Genomic DNA, 22983 nt, shown 5'->3' with positions numbered 1-22983 from the left:
TACCGGCCTGGCTTTCTTGATGGCTTCTGCCATGGTCAGACCCCAATTGGCTAATCAACAAACAAAACAGCTTTGCACAAATCCGCGAGATTTTAGCGCGCTTTTGTTGCGCAGCGCACCATTAATTCCATGCGACGCGCTCCACTTTTGTGCTTCCTGCCCTCGCCTGCCAGTGGCGTGATACGGGGGCCGATTGTCTTCTTTACACTGCCTTCACGACGCGCAATACGCTGTTGCGCAACGCACAAATCAAGACGCCGCCGAAGTGGCCACTGCCCGCACAAATCGGGCCCATCGACGTGTCGTCAATTCAATTCGTTCTGGTAGTAGTGCCGCGTCGTGACGTACAGGCCACGACGTACCTCCACCGGTTTGTCGCCGAACGTATGCGACACGCGCTCCACCGAGAGCAGCGGCGATTCGGCCGCCACCGACAGCAATTCAGCCGTGGTCGCGTCGGCCGCAACTGCACGGATGCGCTCGGTGGCACGCAACATTCGCACGCCGAACTCCGCCTCGAAAAAGGCGTACATCGGGCCCTTCCACTCGGTCAGCTTTTCAGCCGTCAGCCCCTTGAAGCTCGCGCCCGGCAGCCAGATTTCTTCCAGCACGGTCGGCTCACCCGAAAAGAACAGGATGCGGCGAATCTGCACGACGCTGTCGCCGGCCTTGAGTTCGAGCAGGCGGGCGATTTCAGCCGGGGCGCGCATGCGCTTGCACTCCAGCACACGGCTGCTCGGATAGTGCTGCTCGCCCTGCTCCGGCATCAGGCGCAAAAACCGGAACTGCACGCCTTCTTCGTAATGCGTGGTAACGAAGGTGCCCTTGCCCTGGCGCCGCGCGACCAGGTTTTCGGCCGCCAGTTCGTCGATCGCTTTGCGCACGGTCCCTTGGCTGACCTTGTAGCGGGCCGCCAATTCCATTTCGCTGGGGATCATCTCGCCCGGCTTCCATTCGCCGGCTTGCAAGCTTTGCAGGATCAGCGTCTTGATCTGCTGATACAGCGGGCTGAAGGTGGGAGAGCCGCCCGCGCCGCCCGAAGAAGCGGGCGATGCGCCGCCTTCGCCGCCCGGGGGTGGCATCGCAGCGGACAGAGGGCTGGGTGTGCTCGACATAACTGCCGATTTCACCACAAAAGCGACAAAGGCGTCCAGCCCGTTTATAGAATGTCTTATGTCTTATATAAGACAGAAGATTCATTGACTTTCCAGCGAGGCCAGACCTACACTCGCGCCTGTTCCGGGCGACGGCCCCCACGACACGCCACAACGGCTCAAAGGTCAATCGCAGTGTGTTTCCACATCGTCATGCGGACGCAGTAAACTGCGAGGCTCTTGCCGTTTCTGAGCCGACCGCCCACGTGGCGCCGACCGTTGCCGGCAATGCCTGCGAGGCTGCACCGACATCCTGCCGGGATGCGCGCCGCGCGCAGTGCGATCCGCTTTCACTACCGTTTGGAGAGTTCTCATGGCAAAAGCACCCATGCGCGTCGCAGTGACCGGCGCTGCTGGACAGATCGGTTACGCCCTGCTGTTCCGCATCGCCGCCGGCGAAATGCTGGGCAAGGATCAACCCGTCATCCTGCAGCTGCTGGAAATCCCCGATGAGAAGGCCCAGAAGGCACTCAAGGGCGTGATGATGGAGATCGAAGACTGCGCATTCCCGCTGCTGGCTGGCATGGAAGCGCATTCCGACCCGATGACCGCATTCAAGGACGCCGATGTGGCTCTGCTGGTGGGCGCCCGCCCCCGTGGCCCGGGCATGGAACGTGCGGATCTGCTGTCGGCCAACGCCCAGATCTTCACGGCACAAGGCAAGGCACTGAACGCCGTGGCTTCGCGCAACGTCAAGGTGCTGGTGGTCGGCAACCCGGCCAACACGAACGCCTACATCGCCATGAAGTCGGCGCCGGACCTGCCGCGTGAGAACTTCACCGCCATGCTGCGCCTGGACCACAACCGCGCCCTGTCGCAGATCGCCGCCAAGACAGGCAAGCCGGTGTCGAGCATCGAAAAGCTGTTCGTGTGGGGCAACCACAGCCCGACGATGTACGCCGACTATCGCTACGCCACGATCGACGGCAAGAGCGTCAAAGACATGATCAACGACCCGGTGTGGAACAACGACGTGTTCCTGCCGACCGTTGGCAAGCGCGGCGCCGCCATCATCGAAGCGCGCGGCTTGTCGTCGGCTGCTTCGGCTGCCAACGCCGCCATCGACCACGTGCGTGACTGGGTGCTTGGCACCAACGGCAAGATTGTCACGATGGGCATCCCGTCGAACGGCGAATACGGCATTCCGAAGGACGTGATGTTCGGCTTCCCGGTCACCACCGAAAACGGCAAGTACAAGATCGTCGAAGGCCTGGAAATCGACGAGTACAGCCAAGGCAAGATCAAGATCACGCTGGACGAGCTGGAAGGCGAGCGTGCAGGCGTGCAGCACTTGCTGTAATCCGCATGATCTAAGAAAGAACCGGAGCGGATCGGCAGCGAACCCTCCGGTTTTTTTACACCTGCATTTTGATCAAGACACAGGCGTGACAAGCGCCGCCCAACCGATACCACCCCGTGCACCCCACCGAGGTTTTGTTCCAGGACGATGCGCTGCCGGCCCAATTGCCGGTCTGCGACCACTACGCGGGCGCAGAAAAACTGATGCGCAAGTCGCTCGCTCTGCAACAAGCCCTTGGCCCCGTTTTCGACATCACGTTTGACTGCGAAGACGGTGCCGCGGTCGGCCAGGAACGCGCACATGCCGAACTGGCCGCCGCGCTCATCAACAGCGACGACAACCGCTTCAACCGCGTTGGCGTGCGCATCCACGATCCGAACCACGATGCGTGGACGCAGGACGTCGACATCCTTGTAGGCCTTGCCGGCCGCCGACTCGCCTACGTGACCGTGCCCAAGGTACGTGACGTGGTGGAAGTGGCGCGCGTGACCGATCGCATCAACCAGGCCGCCAAGGCTGCGGGCATTGCGCGACACCTGCCGATCCATGTGTTGATCGAAACGCATGGCGCACTCACGCAGGTGTTCGATATCGCTTCGTTGGTGCAGGTGGAATGCCTGAGCTTCGGCCTGATGGATTTTGTTTCGGCGCACAACGGTGCGATTCCGGGCGCGGCGATGGGCTCGCCCGAGCAGTTCGAGCATCCGCTGATCCGCCGCGCGCTGACCGATATTTCCGCCGCGTGCCACGCCCACGGCAAAGTGCCGTCGCACAACGTCAGCACTGACATCAAACACCCGGACCGCGCGGGCGCCGATGCTGCGCGTGCCCGCAACGAGTTCGGCTATCTGCGCAAGTGGAGCATCCATCCGGACCAGATCACGCCGATCGTTTCGGCCTTCCGCCCATCGCACGAAGAAGTGACACACGCGAGCGCCATTCTTGCTGCGGCGCAGGACGCCTCGTGGGGACCAATCCAGCATGAAGGCCGGCTGCATGACCGCGCGAGCTATCGCTATTGGTGGGCCGTGCTGCAACGGGCGCACACCACGGGCGTGGAGATGCCAGCCGACGCCATCGCGCGGTTCTTCGCGTGACTGGCATAGAAAGGAGATTCGCCATGACAGCAAACACCCAAGCCAGCGCAGGAGCGCGCTTCCGCCAGGCGCTGGTTGAAGAATCGCCGCTGCAGGTGGTCGGCACCATCAACGCCAACCACGCGCTGCTGGCCAAGCGCGCCGGTTACCGCGCGATCTATCTGTCGGGCGGCGGCGTGGCAGCGGGCTCGCTGGGCTTGCCGGATCTTGGCATATCGGGACTGGATGACGTTTTGACCGACGTCCGCCGCATCACCGATGTGTGCGACGTACCGCTGCTGGTAGACGTCGACACGGGCTTCGGCGCTTCCGCATTCAACGTGGCGCGCACGACCAAGTCGCTCATCAAGTTTGGCGCTGCGGCCATGCATATCGAAGACCAGGTCGGCGCCAAGCGCTGCGGCCATCGTCCCAATAAGGAGATCGTCTCGAAGGACGAGATGGTCGATCGCATCAAGGCGGCCGTCGATGCCCGCACCGACGCCAGCTTTGTCGTCATGGCCCGCACCGATGCACTGGCCGTCGAAGGGTTCGACCGCGCCCTTGAACGCGCCGTGGCCTGCGTGGAAGCCGGCGCGGACGCGATTTTTCCCGAGGCGATGACGGAACTATCGATGTACCGCAAGTTTGTCGACGCGGTGAAGGTGCCGGTGCTGGCCAACATCACCGAATTTGGCCAGACGCCTCTTTTCACGCGCGATGAGCTGGCGTCCGCAGGCGTGTCGATGATCCTGTATCCACTGTCGGCATTCCGCGCGATGAACAAGGCCGCGGAGAACGTCTACGCCGCCATTCGCCGCGATGGCACGCAAAAAAATGTCGTCGACACCATGCAGACGCGCATGGAGCTGTACGACAGCATCGGTTACCACGATTACGAAGCCAAGCTGGACGCGCTGTTCGCACAGAATCGCGGTTGAGCCGGGCCAATATCCACACCAACGCAAACAAGGAGAACGGAAGGCAAAGCTGCGGGGCAAGCTGGCAGGGAACGCCTCAGAAAACGTCGCTGGTGCAGGCACGACACCTCCTTTTGGCGGAGCGGTCGGGCGAGCATGTAACAGAACGTTGGGCACGGCGTCCAAATCGGTCAAAATACCGGCCGGTGTGCGAAATGCCGTGGCATTCCGTGGCCTGGCAGCCGCCTCCCCCACTCTGTCTTACCGAAGGAAACCCTATGAACAAATTCATCGTGGGCGCCTGTGCTGGCGTTCTTTCGCTGGCTGCATCGCAATATGCAACCGCCCAGGCCCCCGCCAAGCCGGCTGCCAAGAAGGCTCCGGCCAAGAAGCGTGCCGCCAAGAAGGCCGCGCCTGTTGCCGCCGTCAAGCCAGAAGGCGTCGAATGGAAGTGCGAGCTTGGCAACGAGCTGTACCTCAAGGGCGACATGGCGCGCGACCAGATCATTACGATGTACTGGAAGGGCAAGAACTACCAGCTGCCGCGCCAGATGACCCGCACCGGCGCTGACCGTTACTTCGACCAGAAGACCGGTATGGACCTGGTGGTGATCCCGGCCAAGGCCATGCTGTTCGACCGCAACGAAGGCCACCGCCTGGCCGATGAGTGCCAGACCGCCGAAATGGCTGCCGGCGCACCGGCTCCGACGCAAGCGGGCGCCCTGCGCGCCCCGGCCGGCCTGCCGCTGATGACGCCGGACAGCCCGGCCCCAGCTCCGGCCCCTGCGCCGGGCGCAGCCCAACCGGCCCAGCAATAACACGATATCGCGCAAAAGGCCCACAGGAGCCGCCCATGTCCGCACCGGTTGCGAACATCCGCACGAATCTGGACAAGGTCATCGTCGACGATGTGACCTTGTCTGGATGCGCCGGGCTCCTTGGGCCTTTTGTGTCTGGGACCGTCCTGTCAGATGGCACGACGGGCACGACGGCTCCAGGCACGCCCCTCTTCTGCCGCAAGGCAATCGAAGATCAACAAGATGCCATCGCCCGCGGCCTGCGCACCAATGTGCTGCGCATGAAAATTGCCCGCGTGGAAAACCTGCCTTTCACCACGAATGACCACGACGCCAAGAAGCGTTCGATCGCCCATGGCATCACCGCCCGCATCAACGGCGGCAAGACGTTCAGCGGTGTCGTGGCGAAGTACCTGGCCGGTCAGAAGCCAAGCCGGTCAACGCGTTTGTCGGTTTGTACGTGATTTGATTTTGTCGATTTGATGTATCCGCAAGGAGTGCCACGGCACCCCACGCATCCTCAAGCCTTGGAGTCATGCCATGCCCCACAATCTGAAAAAAACACTCAAGGAATTTAAGATCAACGGTGGTCAGACCGGCAAGTTCCACTCCCTGCCGCAACTTGGCAAGGAACTGGGCGTGGCGATCGAGCGCCTGCCGGTGTCGATCCGTATCGTGCTGGAGTCCGTGCTGCGCAACTGCGACGGCAAGAAGGTGACCGAAGAGCACGTTGCGCAACTGGCCAACTGGAAGCCGAACGCCGAGCGCGTTGACGAAATCCCGTTCGTGGTCGCTCGCGTGGTGCTGCAGGACTTTACCGGCGTGCCGCTGCTGGCCGATCTGGCCGCCATGCGCAACGTGGCCGAGCGCATGGGCAAGAACCCAAAGAAGATCGAGCCGCTGGTGCCGGTCGACCTCGTGGTGGATCACTCGGTGCAGGTCGACCACTTCCGCGAGAAGAAAGCCCTGGACCTGAACATGCAACTGGAGTTCTCGCGCAACAACGAGCGCTACCAGTTCATGAAGTGGGGCATGCAGGCATTCGACACGTTTGGCGTGGTGCAGCCGGGCTTCGGCATCGTCCACCAGGTGAACCTGGAATACCTGGCACGCGGCGTCCATAAGAAAGACGGCGTGTTCTACCCGGATACGCTGGTCGGCACCGATAGCCACACCACCATGATCAACGGTATCGGCGTGGTGGGCTGGGGCGTGGGCGGCATCGAGGCGGAAGCCGGCATGCTGGGCCAGCCGGTGTATTTCCTGACGCCGGACGTCGTGGGTGTGGAGCTGAAGGGCCGCCTGCGCGAAGGCTGCACGGCAACGGACCTTGTGCTCACGATTACCGAAATGCTGCGCAAGGAGAAGGTCGTCGGCAAGTTCGTCGAGTTCTTCGGCGAAGGCACGGCCAGCCTGTCGCTGCCGGACCGCGCGACCATCGGCAACATGGCTCCGGAATACGGCGCCACGATGGGCTTCTTCCCGGTGGACGACAAGACCATCGATTATTTCAAGGGCACGGGCCGCACGAAGGAAGAAATCGCTGCGTTCGAAGGCTACTTCAAGGCGCAGAAGCTGTTCGGCGTACCGAAGGCCGGCGAAATCGACTACACCAAGACGCTGACGCTGGATCTGGGCACGGTGGCCCCGTCGCTCGCCGGCCCGAAGCGTCCGCAAGACCGTATCGAAATCGGCAACGTGAAGTCGACGTTCTCGTCGCTGTTCTCGAAGCCGGTCGCGGAAAACGGGTTCAACAAGAAGTCGGAAGACCTCGACAAGACCTTCACGACCACCAACGGCGTTGACGTGAAAAGTGGCGACGTGCTCATCGCGGCCATCACCTCGTGCACGAACACCTCGAACCCGAGCGTGCTGCTGGCGGCGGGCCTGCTGGCCAAGAAGGCTGTCGAAGCCGGCCTGGAGGTCGCGCCGCACATCAAGACCTCGCTCGCCCCGGGAAGCCGTGTGGTGACCAAGTATCTGGAAGCCGCCGGTCTGCTGCCGTACCTGGAAAAGCTTGGCTTTGGCGTGACGGCATACGGCTGCACGACCTGTATCGGCAACGCCGGTGACCTGACGCCGGAACTCAACGAAGCCATCGTGAAGAACGATATCGTTGCTGCCGCCGTGCTGTCGGGCAACCGCAACTTTGAAGCGCGTATCCACCCGAACATCCGCGCCAACTTCCTGGCCTCGCCGCCGCTGGTCGTCGCTTACGCGATCGCCGGCAACGTGACGCGCGACCTGATGACCGAGCCGGTCGGCAAGGGCAAGAAGGGCAAAGACGTCTATCTGGGCGATATTTGGCCGACCTCGGACGAGATCGCCAAGCTGATGAAGTTTGCGATGAACGCCGACACGTTCCGCACGAACTACGAACAGGTCAAGAAGCCGTCCAAGCTGTGGGCCAACGTCAAGGGCACGAAGGGCCAGGTCTACGATTGGCCGAAGTCGACGTACATCGCCGAACCGCCGTTCTTCGAAGGCTTTGGCATGACGCCGGCTGCTGCCTCGGCATCGGTCAAGGGCGCACGCGCACTCGGCGTGTTTGGGGATTCCGTGACGACCGACCACATCTCCCCGGCCGGTTCGATCAAGGAAACGTCGCCGGCCGGCAAGTATCTGCTGGCCAACGGCGTGCTCAAGGCCGATTTCAACAGCTACGGTTCGCGCCGCGGCAACCATGAGGTGATGATGCGCGGCACGTTCGCCAACGTGCGTATCAAGAACCTGATGATCCCGGCCAAGGCTGATGGTTCGCGCGTGGAAGGCGGCGAGACGCTCTTCCAGCCGAGCGGCGAACAAATGTCGATCTACGACGCGGCCATGAAGTACATCGCCGACGGCACGCCGACGGTCGTGTTCGGTGGCGAAGAGTACGGCACGGGCAGTTCGCGCGACTGGGCCGCCAAGGGCACGCAACTGCTGGGCGTGAAGGCCGTGATCGCACGCAGCTTCGAGCGTATCCACCGCTCGAACCTCGTCGGCATGGGCGTGCTGCCGCTGCAGTTCAAGGGCAACGACTCGGCGCAGTCGCTGGACATCGTGGGCGACGAGACCTTCGACATCGAAGGCCTGGACGGCGAAATCAAGCCGCAACAGGACGTCACCCTGGTCATTCATCGCGCCAACGGCGAGACCACGCGTGCGCAAGTGCTGCTGCGCATCGACACGCCGATCGAAGTCGACTACTACAAGCACGGCGGGATCCTGCCGTTCGTGCTGCGTCAGCTGCTGGCGGCATAAGCTTCACGCCATTACGCGGCATTGGTGCAGAACGGAAACCGGCTCTTCGGAGCCGGTTTTTTATTGCCTGCCGAATCAAACAAGGTGACGATGCTCCAATCGGCGAACAGGCTTTGGTACAGTGTGCCGAATAGGCCGCGTGATGTGCTCTCCCTGTTGGTGTCGAAATTGTCGTCCGCCCTCGCCTGGTCCTCTCATTGCTGGAGTCCCGCACCCATGGCCCAAGTGGTACTAGCTTTCATCGTCGTGGCGGCTGCCGTGTTCTACATCTTGGTCAAGGCACCGCAGACCGACGCCCAGACCCCAGCCCCCGCTGTGGCAGCTGCACCTGTGCCCCCGCCTCCGCCGTTGGCTGCTTCCGAGCCCGTCGCCGCGACGCACGCGGCACCAGCCAGCGCGCCGGCTGCATCGGAACCCACACCGGCTTCCGTACCTGCAGCCGCGAGCAGTGTGGCAGCGGGAGCATCGACGCCTGCGGCCAAGCCTTAACGTTTTCGCCTATGGGTTTCGTAATAGGCGTCGCGCAGTAGCGTACAAGGGTAAAATAATGCCCCTTTCATTGTTCCAACGACCGGTACGGCACAGCATGGCAGGATTCCGCTCCAAGGCTCCCCAACGTCTTTCCCCCGATGCAGAACGGCTGGTGGCCGATGCGCTGGCGCTCGACGCGTCAGGCAGCCGCATCGAAGACGTCTATTGGGAACAAAGGCTGTCCGAACGTCTTTCCCGGCTGCTCAAGAACGGCAGCCAGACCGCGCTCGACGCCGCGCTAGACCATCTTTTCAAACACAACGAGGAAGCTTCCGACGTGCTGGCCGAACAGGCCGAGACACTGGCCGAATCGGCCATCCTCAGCTCAGGTGGCGTCGAATATGACGCGTTGCTGATCGCAGCGCCCATCCTGGCACACACGCGCTACATGATCCCGTCGGGCACGATCAAGCCTGAGATGGCGCAGACACTACAGGTGCACCTGCAGGCCCACGTGATGGCTTCAAACGCCCGCGTGGCGCTCGCGCCGTATCTGTACAGCATCGACCAGCTGCCGCGCACCCATTCCGACACCTTTGCGCTCACGCACAAGCTGGCGGCCTATGCGCTGTCCGGCCAGCCTGCCAAGGTCGAATTGCGCGATATGCCCGAGACGGCACCGATCCTGGCCGATCCACGCTACCTGGTGGCGATCGTCGTCGCGCAACACGGCCAGGCGCTGTTCCGCTGGCAGGAAGACGCCAAGGAGCACCACGCAGAGCGCTCCGCCTGCCTGGAGCAATGGCGCGAGCAAGTCACGCCGACCATCTCAACACTGATGCCAGGCTGCGAGTTCGACCTGCTGCTGCCAGACGCCTTCTTCCTGTCCTGTCGCGAGTCCGACAAGCAGATCCGCCCGCTGACCGTGCGGGCCGCCGTCAATTACCTGCAGGGCGCGCTCGATATGCCGGCCAACCGCTTCGGCGCCATCATCGGCGCGTTCGGCGAAGAGCAGATCGAGGAATACCGCGTGGCCTTCACGGTGCGCGGCGAGAAAGACCTCATCTACGGCATCGTCTGGCCAGTGTACGGCCGCGACGGCGGCGCCACGGATGTCACCGCGGAAGGCGAACCGGGCAGTCCGCTGGAGCAGATCTGCGATGAGTTGCGCGCCTGCGGCATCGAAGACATCTTCCGTCACGGCCAGCTTTTCGAACCGGAGTACTGCGAAGACTGCGGCGCCCCGCTCTATGCAGACCGCTCGGCAGAAATCGTCCACGCAGAAATGCCGGAAGACGCGCCGACACAGCAGCCGCTGTTCCACTGATCGGCAACGCACGTTATCAAAGCCACCTCCGGGTGGCTTTTTTATTGCTCCGCCATCGTTCATATTGATTGTTGGTTTGCGTCGCACGTGCCGGACCGGGCTGCGGCACAATGACGGTCTTCCGCCACATGGCATCACCGCCCGAACCCCAGGAGCCTCCCGATGACAACCCGTCCCCTCTTGTGTGTTCCCATCCGCGCCTTGATCCGCAACCTCGCCGCATGCGCGCTGGCCGTGGCTGCCGTAGTGCCGTTCGCCGCGCAAGCCGACGACCTGCGTATCGGCCTGTCCGCCGACGTCACGTCGATGGACCCGCAATGGAACAACGCCGGCCCCAACAACGCCATGGCGCTGCATATTTTCGAGTCGCTGGTCTTCCTCGACAAGAACGGCCGTTACACGCCCGGCCTGGCGACCTCGTGGAAACCGGTCGACGCCAACACGTGGGAAATCAAGCTGCGTCCCAACGTGAAGTGGAGTGACGGCACGCCGTTCACCGGTGAAGACGTGAAAGCATCGATCGAACGTCCGGCGCGCCTGACCAACAGCCCAGGCCCGTTCACGAGCTATACCAAGTCGATTACCGAAGTACAGATCGTCGATCCGCTCACGGTGCGGCTGAAGTTGTCGACGCCCAATTACGCGAGCATCCCCAACGATCTGAACAGCCTGCCCATCATCCCGAAGAAAGTGGCCAACGCGGCGCAGGCGGACTTTGATGCGGGCCGCGCCATGATCGGCACCGGGCCGTTCCTGTTCGACCACTTCACGCGCGGGCAGGAAATCGTCCTGAAGAAGAATCCGCACTACTGGGGCCGCGTGCCGCAGTGGGACAAGGTGACGTTCAAGATCATCACCGACAATGCCGCGCGCACTGCCGCGCTGCTCTCGGGCGATGTGGATGTCGTCGAGGCCGTGCCGGCTGCGGACGTGCCGCGCATCAAGCAGGACCCGAAGTTCCACCTAGAACAACAGGTGTCGTGGCGCACGATTTTCTGGCAGATGGACCAAAGCCGCGATGTGTCGCCGTTCGTGACCGACAAGGCCGGCAAGCCGCTCGCCAAGAATCCCCTGAAGGACCATCGCGTGCGTGAGGCCATCGCACTGGCCATCAACCGCGACGCCATCGTCAGCCGCGTGCTTGAGGGCCAAGGCGTGGTCGCATCGAGCATCGTGTCGCCGCAGATCTTTGGGCATCCGGGCGGCAAGACAATTCCATATGACCCTGCTCGCGCGAAGAAACTGCTTGCCGAGGCGGGCTACCCGGACGGCTTCGGGCTCACGCTGCACGCCACTAACAACCGCTATCTGAATGACGCGCAGGTCGCGCAGACCACCGCACAGCTGCTCACGCGCATTGGCATCCAGACGAAAGTGGAAACGCTGCCGGTGGCGGCGTATTTCTCGCGTGCGCGTCAGGGCGAGTTCTCGTTCATGATGCTCGGCTGGGGCTCTGTGGCGGCCGATGTGGCGCTGCGCAGCATTCTCGGCACGCCCAACCCGCAAACCGGCTACGGCTCGTGGAACTGGGGCCGCTACAGCAATCCGGAACTGGACAAACTGGTGCAGACGTCGCTGTCGACGGTCTCGAGCGAACAGGCACACGAGCAGGCCGCCAAGACCGCGGCGCGCTTTGCGCAGACCGACTACGCGATCATCCCGTCGCATCACCAACTGGCCACGTGGGCCATGCGCAAGGGCATCCGCTATGAGGCGCGCACCGACGAATGGTCGCTCGCGTGGTTGTTCACCAAGCAATGATGATCACTTGGTAACCAACACCTTGCCGTAACGCGCTGTTACAGCAAATTCGCCTGATGTGCCGCATTGGGGACGCATTGGGGTAACTAGCAGGAACTTTCATCCTTAGCTTTCCTCTATCATGGCGATTTCCACGCCGACACCCTGTAACACTCGTGATGTTGCGACCCAAACTACTCTGTCTCGGCGTCGTCGCTTTGCTGGCCGCCTGCTCCAACCTGCAGACTGAACCGACCGATGCGTCGGCCCAGGCCACCAACGCCACGCCGAACACCCCTGCCGTGCAAGCCAAGCCGGCCATCCAGCCCGTCCCGACCACGCCGCCCATCGTCTTCGGCTCGACCGACAGCAGCGGCACCACGACGGTCAATCTGCCCTCCAAGGACAAGATGAGCTTGTCCGAATACCGTGCACAAACCCGTGACCGCCTGATTCAATCGGAAGGTGCCCGCCCTGACGTGGCAGACTGCGCCGCGCATGCGAGCTGGATCATCCCGCGCTCGACCAATTTCGACCAGTTCCGCCTGCCGACGGGTGCGCTTTCCAGCGACCAAGCCAAGGTTGAGCCGTGGGACTCCCGCTTCTCGTCCAGCAAGCAAGGCGCGATCAAGGTGTCGAGCGTGGTCAGCTTCAATGCCGCCGTGCACAAGCGCGGCACGGGCAATGACCAATGGGAGCCCGTGCGCGTGCGCTGCGGGTATGACGAAGGGATGATGCTGGCGTATGAGCTGCTCGACGCCAATGGCCAGCCGTTCGCTGCCCCGGCCGCTGCGCCTTCGTCGTCGAAAGCGCGCACGCACTGCCGCCGCGGCCATCGCTGCACGACCGGTGCGGCTGCACACGGCAAGAGCACGGGCAAGGCCTCGACGAAAGCGACAGCCAAGTCCGCCAAGGGCAGCACCACCGCCAAAACCAAATCGACGACGGCAAGCAAATCCACCGCCAAGTCGACAACCAAGAAGAAGACGACGAAGTCGTCCTCCAACTAAGCGCAACGCGCCGCCTACACAGGCGGCGCGGCGTTTGTCTTCAGCCGAGATACTCCAGGATCGCCTGGAGCATGGCCGCGCCCAACGCGGCGCTGCGGGCGCCATCCCAGCCCACGCGTGCGTCGGGCAGGTTGGCGTTGTCCTTGAATGGCATTTCCAGCGTCAACGACAAGCACCCATAGGTGTGACCGATGTACTTGGAGGCGAGCTTGAGCGCGTCTTCGTTGTACTTGCTGGCCTCGTAGCCGTATCGCGTCTGGAAATCCGGTGACGCGCGCAGGAACGCCGCGACAAAGCGGTCCTGATCAGCACGCTGTGCATCGGTAAAGCCCGGCAGCATCTCGCTGCCCGCCACGAATACATAAGGCAGAGCCTCGTCGCCGTGGATGTCGAAGAACAGGTCGACGCCGGTCTGCTCGATGGCCTGACGCACCGCCAGCACTTCGGGACTGCGCTGCGCGTCGGGTTCCATCCACTCGCGGTTCAGGTTGGCGCCGGCGGCATTGGTGCGCAGGTTACCCAGCGACGAGCCGTCCGGGTTCATGTTCGGCACGATATGGAAGACGGCGCGCTCGGCAAGCACACGGCCGAGCGGATCGCCGCTCCAGGCACCTTGACGCGTCAGACGCGCGAGCAGGCCCTCAACGAACCACTCGGCCATCGTCTCACCCGGATGCTGACGCGCGATGATCCACACGTCCTTCTTGCCGGGGCCGGGCTCGCCGACGGTGATGCTCGTCATGTCGCGGCCCTGGACCGTTTGCCCCAAGCGTTGCGTGCGCACACCCGGCTTCGTTTGCGCGGCGGCCACGAGCGAGAGATGGCGCTCATCCGAGTACGGCTCGAAGTATGCAAACCAGATGCTGTCATGCTCGGGCGTCAACTCGATGGACATCGTTTTGCCGTCATAGCGGGTCGGCACCCGGAACCAATGCTCGCGGTCGTATGAGGCGACGGCACGGTAGTCCTTCCAGCCGGCAGCGTAGGTGCATTCACCGGCGTTTTCCAGCGCGAGTTTGCAGGCTTGGCCCTGCACACCTTGCAGACGGAAGTGGAACCACTGCGTGAAGTCCGCGTGCGAATCGCGGCGAATGCGCAGGCGAATGGCATCGGCCCGCGCGGCATCGACGATTTCGATGGCGCCGCTGTCAAATGCGCTGGAGATGTGCGGCTGAGTGGCTGTCATGTCGGATCCTGTCATCAGGTGAGCTTGCGGCGGAAGACCCAGCGCTCGTCGTCGGAATCGGCAGCAGCAAAGGCATAGCCGTCGACGTCGAACGCCTTGAGCTTGCGCGGATCGGTGATGCGGTGCTCGATCGCGTAGCGCGCCATCAGACCACGCGCACGCTTTGCGTAGAACGAGATGATCTTGTACTGCCCGTTCTTCCAGTCTTCAAAAACCGGTGTGACGATGCGCGCCTTGAGCACTTTGGGCCGCACCACCTTGAAATACTCTTCCGAGGCAAGATTGACGAGCACGGGGTCGTCGTCCTGTTTGAAGAGCTTGTTGAGCGCGAGCGTCACGTCGTCGCCCCAGAAGGCGTACAAATCCTTGCCGCGCGGATTGGCCAGGCGCGTGCCCATTTCCAGGCGATACGGCTGCATCCAGTCCAGCGGGCGCAACACGCCGTACAGCCCCGACAGAATCCGCAGATGCTTCTGCGCGAATTGCAGATCGTCGACCGCCAGCGAATTGGCATCGAGCCCGCCGTAGACATCGCCGTCGAAGGCCAGCGCGGCCTGCTTGCTGTTCTCGGCAGTGAATTCGGGCGACCAATCCGCATAGCGCGTGGCATTGAGCGCCGCCAGCGGATCGGAAATGTGCATCAGCGTGCCGATCTGGGCCGGCGACAGCTTGCGCAGCACTTCAATGAGTTCTGCGGAGCGCTCGATGAAATCGGGCAACGTGTGGGTCTTGGTGCGCGGCGGCGTGTCGTAGTCGAGCGACTTGGCCGGCGAGAGGACGATGATCATGTCAGAATCGCGGTTCACAAGTCTGGAATTGTATCGAATGGCAGACGCTGCCGCCCTCACCCACTCCACCCAGGCTCCGGCCCCGCGCGTGGTGCTGGACTCCAACATCTGGGTCGACATCCTGATCTTCGACGATGCGGTTGCGCGCCCGATCCGCGCTGCGCTGGAAGCCGGCCGGCTGGACGCCATCATCAGCCCCGCTTGCCGCGAAGAACTGCGCCGCGTGCTCGATTACCCGCAATTCGCGCATTACGCCGTTGACGCGCAAGCCGCCCTGGCGTGGGTCGATCGCGTGACACGGTCCGTTGCCGATCCTGAAGAAGCCGCCCGCACGCAAGGCGAAGCGTTCGTTCCGCGCTGCAAGGATCGCGACGACCAGAAATTTCTCGCGCTGGCCGATGCCGCCGGCGTGGCCTATCTCGTCTCTAAGGACCGCGCCGTACTCAAGCTCAAGCGACGCATGGCCAAGTATTGCGACGTGGCGGTGTTGCCGCCCAAGCAGTTCGCCGCGCTGGTCCAGTTGGAGACCGCTGCCCTTGCTGCCATCCCAAATCAAGCCTGAAGCCGTCTTGTCATGACCACTGTTGAATCGTTCGCGCCCATCGCACCCCCGCCGTCGCGGCTACCGAATGTCGGTACCACCATCTTCACCGTGATGTCGGCGCTGGCCGCGGAAAAACAGGCCGTCAACCTGGGCCAGGGCTTTCCGGATTTCGATTGCGACCCGCGCATCGTCGATGCCGTGTCCGATGCCATGCGCGCGGGCCTGAACCAATACCCGCCAATGACGGGCGTGCCCGCGCTGCGCCAGGCCATTGCCGCGAAGGTCGCCAATCTGTACGGCCACGCTTACGATGCCGACCGCGAGATCACCGTCACCGCCGGCGCCACGCAGGCGCTGCTGACCACGGTGCTGTGCTGCGTGCATCCGGGCGACGAAGTCATCGTCTTCGAACCGACGTATGACAGTTACATCCCGTCGATCGAACTGGCGGGTGGCAAGGTCGTGCCGATCACGCTGAACGCGCCGGACTTCCGCATCCCGTTCGACACGCTCGCCGCGGCCATCACACCGCGCACGCGCCTGATCATGCTCAACACACCGCATAACCCGACCGGCACGGTCTGGCACGCGGACGACATGCAGAAGCTGGCCGAGATCCTGGCGCCCACCAACGTGCTGCTGCTCTCAGACGAGGTGTACGAGCACATGGTGTACGACGGCGTGCAGCATGCGTCCGTCGCGCGCATTCCGGAGCTGGCACGGCGCGCATTCGTGGTGTCGAGCTTCGGCAAGACGTATCACGTGACGGGCTGGAAAGTCGGCTACGTGGCAGCGCCCGCCGCACTCATGGCGGAGTTCCGCAAGGTGCACCAGTTCAACGTGTTCACCGTCAACACGCCAATGCAGCACGGCCTGGCGAACTACATGGCGGATCCGCGTCCGTATCTGCAGCTGCCGGCGTTCTACCAGCGCAAGCGCGACCTGTTCCGCGCGGGGCTGGAGAAGACGCGCTTCAAGCTGCTGCCCTGCCAGGGCACGTACTTCCAGTGCGTGGACTACAGCGCCATCTCCGATCTGCCCGAAGCCGAGTTCGCCAAGTGGCTGACGAGCGAGATTGGCGTGGCGGCGATTCCCGTGTCGGCGTTTTACTCGCAGCCGCACGAATCGGGCGTGGTGCGCTTTTGCTTCGCCAAGAAAGACGAAACGCTCCAAGTTGCCCTGGAGCGTTTGTCGAAGGTGTGAGACCGTAAGACTGAAGCCGATCAGCGCTTGCTGGCGTAGTGCGCCAGCATCTGCTCCAGATTGGCCTTGCTGTCTGCCCGCACCTTCTGCACGTTCGGGTTCTCCGCCATCTTGGCCATGTAAGGCTTGACGCCTTCGACCTGCGCCAGCAGGTCTTCACCGTAGATGATCTTGGTGGCCTGGCTGACCAGCGGGAAATGCACGATGGCCGCGCAGTCCGCAATGGTGAACGTGTCACCCGCCACGTAAGGCGAGAACTTGAACAGCCTGGCCGCCGCCGGAATGTTCTTCTGCAGTTGCTCGCGCACCTTCACCTTCAGGTTGTCGCTGATCTTGCCGCCAAAGAATGCTTCGGGAAACAGCTGGCGCGCGACCAGCTCCAGGTGCAGCTCCAGGAACGTCACGATCTCCCGCACCTTGGCCGCCTTGAACGGATCGGCTGGGATCAGCGGATGTTGCGGGTAGCGTGCTTCCAGATAATCGATGATGACCTGCGATTCGCACATTCCACCGTCCTCCCCCACCAGATACGGCACCTTGTGCAGCGGCGACACCTCGCCGTCGGTCTGGTCCGGCCAGCGCAGCGATTCCTCAAACGCAATCCCCTTCTCCATCAGCGCGAGCTTGACCTTGTTGTAGTAGTTGCTCGCAGAAAAACCGTATAGCGTCAGCATGAAGCCGTCTCCTTGGTAATTTGGCCGTCCGTTATGGTCGGTGCGGATGCCAGAAATCGCACGCTCGTGCTATTTTAGCCAGACTTCTTTCGATCGCAGCGGATTTCATATGCAGACTATCGGGATTGTGGGCACGGGCGCCATGGGGCGCGGCATTGCGCAAATCGCGGCCCAGGCCGGTTTGCGCGTCAAACTGTTCGACGCTAACCCGCAAGCCGTGGAAACGGCGCGCGCGGCGCTGGCCGACACGCTGACCAAGCTGGCCGCCAAGGGCAAGCTCACAGCGGATGACGCCGACGCCACAATTGCCCGGCTCGTTCCGGCCGGTGCCCTGACCGACCTGGCCGACTGCGATCTTGTGGTCGAGGCCATCGTCGAGAAGCTGGACGTCAAGCGCGACCTCTTCCGTCAGCTCGAAGACATCGTCCGCGCAGATGCCATCCTGGCGTCGAATACCTCGTCGCTGTCGATCACCGCGATTGCCGCGACATGCCAGCACCCCGAACGCGTCGCAGGCTTTCACTTCTTCAACCCGGTGCCGCTGATGAAGGTGGTCGAGGTCATCGACGGCCTGCGCAGCGCGCCAGCTACCGGTGACGCCCTTGCCGCACTGGCCAAGCGCATGGGCCACACCGCCGTGCGCTGCATCGACATGCCGGGCTTCATTGTCAACCACGCCGGGCGCGGCATGAACACCGAGGGCCTGCGCGTGGCCCAGGAAAGTGTGGCGGCGTATGCGGACGTCGACGCCATCATGCGCGAGCAGGCCGGCTTCCGCATGGGGCCGTTCGAGTTGATGGATCTCACAGGACTGGATGTCTCGCATCCGGTGATGGAATCGGTCTACCGCCAGTTCTACGACGAGCCGCGCTATCGTCCGTCGCAGATCACGGCGGTGCGCTTTGCGGGCGGCATCCTGGGCCGCAAGACAGGCGAAGGTTTCTACCGCTATCCGGAAGGGCAGAAGCAGATCCCCGCTGAGGCGCCTGCACCGTCTGCGCGCCCATCTTCGGTGTGGATCAGCCGTGCGCATGACGCCGGCCACGCCGCAGCGCAGCGCCTGTTGCTTGACCTGGGCATCACGCCCGAAGCAGGTTCGAAACCGTCCGCCGATGCATTGATCATCGTCACGCCGCGTGGGCTGGATGCCACCGCCTGCGTAGCCGCCGAAGGGCTTGACGCGCGCCGCACCGTAGCGCTCGACACGCTCTATCCGTTTGCCGCCACCAAGCGCCGCACGTTGATGACCACACCGGCCACAGATGCGGCCTACCGCGATGCCGCACACGGCCTGCTTGCCTCCGACGGGGTGCCCGTCACGGTGATCCGGGATTCCGGTGGTTTTGTCGCGCAGCGCATCGTTGCATGCATCGTCAACATCGCGTGCGACATCGCACAGCAGCGCATTGCCACGCCCACGGACATCGATCTGGCCGTCACGCTGGGGCTCGGTTATCCGCAAGGGCCGCTGGCACTTGGCGATACGCTGGGCACGAACGCCATCCTGGAAGTCCTGCAGAACCTGTACACGCTCTATGGCGACCCGCGTTATCGCCCAAGCCCGTGGCTGCTGCGCCGCGCCCGTCTGGGCATGTCGCTGCTGACACCTGACGCCTGATGCCTGATTGCCGCTTACTCTGACGAGGCCGCCATGACCGCGCAATTACTCTCCAAACGCATCGGCTCGACCCTGGTGCTGACGCTGTCCAACCCTGACGCGCGCAACGCGCTGGACCCGGTGATGTACACCGCGTCAATGGAAGCGCTCGACCGCGCCGCCAACGACAACGAGATCCGCGCCGTCATCTTCACGGGCGCCGGCAATGCCTTCTGTGCGGGCGGCAACCTGAACCGCCTGCTGGAAAACCGGAGCAAGCCGCGAAGCGTTCAGGAAGAAGGTATCGACGCGCTCAACCACTGGATCGAAACGATCCGCACGTTTCCCAAGCCGGTGATTGCCGCAGTGGAAGGCCCGGCAGCCGGCGCAGGCTTCTCGCTGGTGCTGGCGTGTGACTTTGCGATTGCCGCATCGGATGCGAAGTTCGTGATGGCGTACGTGAACGTGGCACTGACGCCGGACGGCGGCGGCTCCTGGCACATCGCACGCTTCCTGCCGCGTCCGCTTGCGAGCGAAATCATCATGCTCGGCAAGCCCGTTGGCGCAGAGCGGCTGGCGCACTTCGGCCTCATCAACGAAGTGGTCAAACCCGGCGAGGCGCTAGACCAGGCGTTGGCACTGGCGGAAAAACTCGCAGCGCAATCACCGCATGCCGTGGGCCGCATCAAGGGCCTGATCACCCACGCCGAAGACGCCTCGCTGCACGATCACCTCAAGGCCGAGCAGCACAGCTTTGTCGAAGCGCTGCACCACGCCGACGGCAACGAAGGCATCTCAGCCTTCCTGCAAAAACGCAAACCTCAATACCGCTAATTTCTGGCTCGCATGATTCCGTTCCCAACACCCCAGCGCCGGCGCGTCTATCTAATGCGTCATGGCGCCGTGACGTACTTTGACGAAACCGGCCGCCCCGTTCCGTCACCCGAGGCCGTGCCGCTCAATGAACTGGGCCGCAGCCAAACCACCGCTGCAGGCAAGATCTTCGCCGCCGAAAACATCGTCTTCGACCGCGTGATCGTCAGCGGCCTGCCGCGCACGGTGGAAACCGCGCAGCGTGTGCTGGCCGAGATACCCGCGATGCAGGAACGCGGCTTCACGCTTGAACACTGGCCCGAGCTGCAGGAGATCCGCGGCGGCAAGCTGGCGGAAATTCCGGAGCATGAACTCGCGCAAGCCTTTATCGGCGCATTTGAAGGCACGGTGTCGGAAGATCGGCGCTTTCTCAACGGCGAGAGCATCGGCGAATTTCTTGACCGGGTGATTCCGCCAATCGCCCAACTGCGCGCGCAAACCGACTGGGACACCGTGCTGCTGGTGCTGCATGGCGGCACCAACCGCGCGATCCTCTCGCATGCCATCACCGGCGGCGAGCGCGTGTTCTTCGGCAGCCTCGCGCAGACCGCCGGCTGCATCAACGTGCTCGATGTTGGCGATGCCCCGACCGACTGGGTGCTGCGCATGAGCAATTTTTCGGCGCCCTCGCCTACGCATCTCGGCTCGAGGCTGACGACGATGGAGGTGCTGCTGCAGCAATACCTCCAGCATCGTCAACCGGCTGCCTGAATTTTCCAGACACACAACAAGATTCGGAGACACTCCCATGGCACAGACAGACCAGCAGGATTTCTCGGCCTTCGAGGGCACGCGCCCGGTAGCGGATCAGCAGAAGTTCGACATTGGCGCGCTGGAAGCGTGGATGCGCGAACACGTTGAAGGCTTTGCCGGCCCGCTCACGGTGGAGCAGTTCAAGGGCGGTCAGTCGAACCCGACGTTCAAGCTGATCACGCCCTCGCGCACGTACGTAATGCGCGCGAAGCCCGGGCCGAAGGCGAAGCTGCTGCCGTCCGCACACGCTATCGAACGCGAGTACCGCGTGATGGATGCACTGGCCAAGACCGACGTGCCTGTCGCCAGGATGTATGCGCTGTGCGAAGACGAAGCCGTGATCGGCCGCGCTTTCTACATCATGGAATTCGTGCAGGGCCGCGTGCTGTGGGATCAGGCCCTGCCCGGCATGGAGCCCGCCGAGCGCACCGCCATCTATGACGAGATGAATCGCGTCATCTCTGCGTTGCACACGGTCGACTACGCCGCCATCGGCCTGGCCGATTACGGCAAACCCGGCAACTATTTCGCACGCCAGATCGAACGCTGGAGCAAGCAGTACAAGTTGTCGGAAACCGAGTCGATTCCGGCCATGGACAACCTGATCGAATGGCTGCCGAAGCATGTGCCGCAGGAAGCCGAGGAAATCACCAGCATTGTTCACGGCGACTACCGCCTCGATAACCTGATCTTCCACCCGACCGAACCGCGCGTGCTGGCCATCCTGGATTGGGAGCTGTCGACGCTGGGCCATCCGCTGGCCGATTTCAGCTATCACTGCATGAGCTGGCACATCGAGCCGGGGCAGTTCCGCGGCGTGGCGGGTCTGGACTTCGCGGCACTGGGCATTCCCACGGAAGCCGAGTACATCCGCCAGTACGAAGAACGCACCAGCCGCCGCATCACGGGCGACTGGAACTTCTACCTCGCCTACAACATGTTCCGCATTGCCGGCATCCTGCAGGGGATCATGAAGCGCGTGGTGGATGGCACGGCGTCTTCGGCGCAGGCGCTGGAGGCAGGCAAGCGCGCCCGCCCGATGGCCGAACTGGGCTGGAAGTACGCCCAGCAGGCCGGCGCTTGACACTGCGCCTCACTCGGCCGCGGCTTTACTCGTAGTCGCGCGCCGCTTCCAGCGGACCGGACAGCGGCGCTTCCAGCTCCAGCACCACCCCGCCCGGCAACTGCACAAAGATCTGCGCGGCAGGCCGTGCGGGGTGTTTTCTTACCTGGTGCGGAATACCGCTTTCACGCACCGCGGCCAGCACATCGGCCGCGTCTTTCCGGGTGCGAAACGCGATGTGCGAGAACACCAGTTCCGGCGTGTCGCCCTCCTGCGTCACGAGGTGTACCAGCGCATCGTCGTTCTGGTACAGCCACGTGCCGGGAAACGGAAACGCCGGGCGCGGCCCGGGTTTCCAGCCGAGCACATCGGCGAAGAATTTCAGGATGGGCGCGTCTGCTGCCACGTGAAAGTTCACGTGGTCGAATGTCCAGTCGCTGTCAGGTGTCATAGCAAACCGCCTCCTTCAATGTCGATGATGGCGCCGGTCATGAAACCGTTGGTCATGGCCAGCAGATAGCCTTGGGCAAGGTCTTCCGGCGTGCCAACGCGGCCGACCGGCAAGCCGCTGCCGATACGCGCGAGCATGGCCTCGCGATCGGCCGGGGCGCCCCACACTTCCGTATCCACCACGCCGGGGCTGATCACATTGACACGGCGCGGTGCGAGTTCCTTCGCCAGATTCTTGGCGGCGGCTTCCACTGCAGCATTGATCGAGCCACGCAGCAAGCCGGTCGCCGTGGCCTTGCGAGAAAGCAGGCCAGAGGTGAGCGTAATCGATGCGCGTTCAGTCAGGTGCGGCAATGCGGCCTGCACCGCCATCAGCGCGGCAAAGAGCTTGGTGCCGAAGGCCTGCTCCAGGTCGGCACGTTGCAACGAAGCAAACGGCGGCGGGCTCGTGCGCGAACCGATGGTGATGACGAGATGATCGATCTTGCCGCTGGGCGACAACCTGGCTGCCTGGGCCAACGCCCCGGTCAACGAAGCCGTGTCGTTCGCATCCACGGCGATGCCCTGGATGCTGCTGCCTGCCTTGGCGGAGCGCCCCAGCACCGTCACGCGCGCCCCTTCGGCTGCCGCCGCGCGTGCCACCGCCTGCCCAATACCGGCCGTGCCGCCCAATACCACCACCGACTGGTCCAGCAGAGTGTTCGAAGTCATGCCAATGCTCCTTTGAGAAGAGGAAAGAAAAAACCGTCAATCGATTGGGGCCATTCTTTCATCAAACAAAAGCAAGATAATCTGGCTATGCTTTGATGAT

At 63.1% G+C, this 22983-nt stretch carries 23 protein-coding genes; 17 read left to right on the top strand and 6 right to left on the bottom strand.

Features of this window, described 5'->3' with window-relative positions; translation table 11 throughout:
* Window positions 1-181, top strand: a 181-nt coding sequence (locus tag BG83_RS29795) for a hypothetical protein (RefSeq protein ID WP_235193148.1), incomplete at its 5' end; no start/stop codon positions are given.
* Between the two features lie 124 nt (window positions 182-305).
* Here the strand turns inward: BG83_RS29795 and BG83_RS0103080 are convergent.
* Window positions 306-1115, bottom strand: coding sequence for a GntR family transcriptional regulator (locus BG83_RS0103080; protein WP_024975344.1), 810 nt, complete (start codon window positions 1113-1115; stop codon window positions 306-308).
* 352 nt (window positions 1116-1467) lie between these two features.
* Here BG83_RS0103080 and BG83_RS0103075 point away from each other — a divergent pair, with 352 nt between their 5' ends.
* From BG83_RS0103075 to BG83_RS0103030, 10 genes are all read left to right on the top strand, one after another.
* Complete coding sequence (locus BG83_RS0103075) at window positions 1468-2454, top strand: malate dehydrogenase (protein WP_024975343.1); 987 nt, start codon at window positions 1468-1470, stop codon at window positions 2452-2454.
* 116 nt (window positions 2455-2570) lie between these two features.
* Window positions 2571-3551: an HpcH/HpaI aldolase/citrate lyase family protein gene (locus BG83_RS0103070; RefSeq protein ID WP_024975342.1), complete on the top strand. Its 981-nt coding sequence runs from the start codon at window positions 2571-2573 to the stop codon at window positions 3549-3551.
* 23 nt (window positions 3552-3574) lie between these two features.
* Window positions 3575-4471 carry a methylisocitrate lyase gene (gene prpB / locus BG83_RS0103065; protein ID WP_024975341.1) on the top strand — a complete coding sequence of 299 codons (897 nt, stop codon included), beginning with the start codon at window positions 3575-3577 and terminating at the stop codon, window positions 4469-4471.
* A 257-nt stretch (window positions 4472-4728) separates the two neighbouring features.
* On the top strand, window positions 4729-5268 hold the full coding sequence (locus BG83_RS0103060; protein ID WP_024975340.1) for a hypothetical protein: 540 nt from the start codon (window positions 4729-4731) through the stop codon (window positions 5266-5268).
* 35 nt (window positions 5269-5303) lie between these two features.
* Window positions 5304-5711, top strand: a complete 408-nt coding sequence (locus tag BG83_RS0103055; protein WP_024975339.1) for a 2-methylcitrate dehydratase — start codon at window positions 5304-5306, stop codon at window positions 5709-5711.
* A gap of 76 nt (window positions 5712-5787) precedes the next feature.
* Window positions 5788-8493 carry an aconitate hydratase AcnA gene (acnA, locus tag BG83_RS0103050; RefSeq protein WP_024975338.1) on the top strand — a complete coding sequence of 902 codons (2706 nt, stop codon included), beginning with the start codon at window positions 5788-5790 and terminating at the stop codon, window positions 8491-8493.
* Between the two features lie 216 nt (window positions 8494-8709).
* Window positions 8710-8982: a hypothetical protein gene (locus BG83_RS28510; RefSeq protein ID WP_080693642.1), complete on the top strand. Its 273-nt coding sequence runs from the start codon at window positions 8710-8712 to the stop codon at window positions 8980-8982.
* A gap of 97 nt (window positions 8983-9079) precedes the next feature.
* Window positions 9080-10291: a DUF2863 family protein gene (locus BG83_RS0103040; RefSeq protein WP_024975336.1), complete on the top strand. Its 1212-nt coding sequence runs from the start codon at window positions 9080-9082 to the stop codon at window positions 10289-10291.
* Window positions 10292-10453: 162 nt separating this feature from the next.
* Window positions 10454-12052 (top strand): ABC transporter substrate-binding protein, encoded by a 1599-nt coding sequence (locus BG83_RS0103035; protein ID WP_024975335.1) that lies wholly within the window; start codon window positions 10454-10456, stop codon window positions 12050-12052.
* Window positions 12053-12210: 158 nt separating this feature from the next.
* Window positions 12211-13041 (top strand): BspC domain-containing protein, encoded by an 831-nt coding sequence (locus BG83_RS0103030; RefSeq protein WP_024975334.1) that lies wholly within the window; start codon window positions 12211-12213, stop codon window positions 13039-13041.
* A 40-nt stretch (window positions 13042-13081) separates the two neighbouring features.
* On the opposite strand, the gene BG83_RS0103025 is transcribed toward BG83_RS0103030, so the two are convergent.
* On the bottom strand, window positions 13082-14227 hold the full coding sequence (locus BG83_RS0103025; protein WP_024975333.1) for a M14 family metallopeptidase: 1146 nt from the start codon (window positions 14225-14227) through the stop codon (window positions 13082-13084).
* 14 nt (window positions 14228-14241) lie between these two features.
* A complete protein-coding gene (gene yaaA / locus BG83_RS0103020) occupies window positions 14242-15015 on the bottom strand; it encodes a peroxide stress protein YaaA (protein WP_024975332.1) in 774 nt (257 codons plus the stop codon).
* 37 nt (window positions 15016-15052) lie between these two features.
* Between yaaA and BG83_RS0103015 the strand changes: the two genes are divergently transcribed.
* On the top strand, window positions 15053-15577 hold the full coding sequence (locus tag BG83_RS0103015; protein ID WP_024975331.1) for a putative toxin-antitoxin system toxin component, PIN family: 525 nt from the start codon (window positions 15053-15055) through the stop codon (window positions 15575-15577).
* 12 nt (window positions 15578-15589) lie between these two features.
* Window positions 15590-16762, top strand: coding sequence for a pyridoxal phosphate-dependent aminotransferase (locus tag BG83_RS0103010; RefSeq protein WP_024975330.1), 1173 nt, complete (start codon window positions 15590-15592; stop codon window positions 16760-16762).
* A gap of 20 nt (window positions 16763-16782) precedes the next feature.
* Here BG83_RS0103010 and BG83_RS0103005 read toward each other — a convergent pair whose 3' ends face one another.
* Window positions 16783-17436: a glutathione S-transferase gene (locus BG83_RS0103005; protein WP_024975329.1), complete on the bottom strand. Its 654-nt coding sequence runs from the start codon at window positions 17434-17436 to the stop codon at window positions 16783-16785.
* A 46-nt stretch (window positions 17437-17482) separates the two neighbouring features.
* Between BG83_RS0103005 and BG83_RS0103000 the strand changes: the two genes are divergently transcribed.
* Genes BG83_RS0103000 through BG83_RS0102985 form a run of 4 tightly spaced genes read left to right on the top strand, consistent with a single transcriptional unit; the run spans window position 17483 to window position 21743 of the window.
* Window positions 17483-19054 carry a 3-hydroxyacyl-CoA dehydrogenase gene (locus BG83_RS0103000; RefSeq protein WP_152543661.1) on the top strand — a complete coding sequence of 524 codons (1572 nt, stop codon included), beginning with the start codon at window positions 17483-17485 and terminating at the stop codon, window positions 19052-19054.
* A 33-nt stretch (window positions 19055-19087) separates the two neighbouring features.
* Complete coding sequence (locus BG83_RS0102995) at window positions 19088-19867, top strand: oxepin-CoA hydrolase, alternative type (RefSeq protein ID WP_024975327.1); 780 nt, start codon at window positions 19088-19090, stop codon at window positions 19865-19867.
* 12 nt (window positions 19868-19879) lie between these two features.
* On the top strand, window positions 19880-20617 hold the full coding sequence (locus BG83_RS0102990) for a histidine phosphatase family protein (protein WP_024975326.1): 738 nt from the start codon (window positions 19880-19882) through the stop codon (window positions 20615-20617).
* Between the two features lie 37 nt (window positions 20618-20654).
* Complete coding sequence (locus tag BG83_RS0102985; protein WP_024975325.1) at window positions 20655-21743, top strand: phosphotransferase; 1089 nt, start codon at window positions 20655-20657, stop codon at window positions 21741-21743.
* A gap of 25 nt (window positions 21744-21768) precedes the next feature.
* On the opposite strand, the gene BG83_RS0102980 is transcribed toward BG83_RS0102985, so the two are convergent.
* Complete coding sequence (locus BG83_RS0102980; protein WP_024975324.1) at window positions 21769-22173, bottom strand: glyoxalase; 405 nt, start codon at window positions 22171-22173, stop codon at window positions 21769-21771.
* Window positions 22170-22883: an SDR family oxidoreductase gene (locus BG83_RS0102975; RefSeq protein WP_024975323.1), complete on the bottom strand. Its 714-nt coding sequence runs from the start codon at window positions 22881-22883 to the stop codon at window positions 22170-22172. The genes BG83_RS0102980 and BG83_RS0102975 overlap by 4 nt, the downstream gene beginning before the upstream one ends.
* Window positions 22884-22983 lie beyond the last annotated feature (100 nt).

The sequence above is a fragment of the Ralstonia pickettii genome (assembly GCF_000607165.1).
GTDB lineage: Bacteria > Pseudomonadota > Gammaproteobacteria > Burkholderiales > Burkholderiaceae > Ralstonia > Ralstonia holmesii.
Note: the sequence above shows the minus strand (reverse complement) of the source record. Positions and strands in the feature narration are given on the sequence as shown.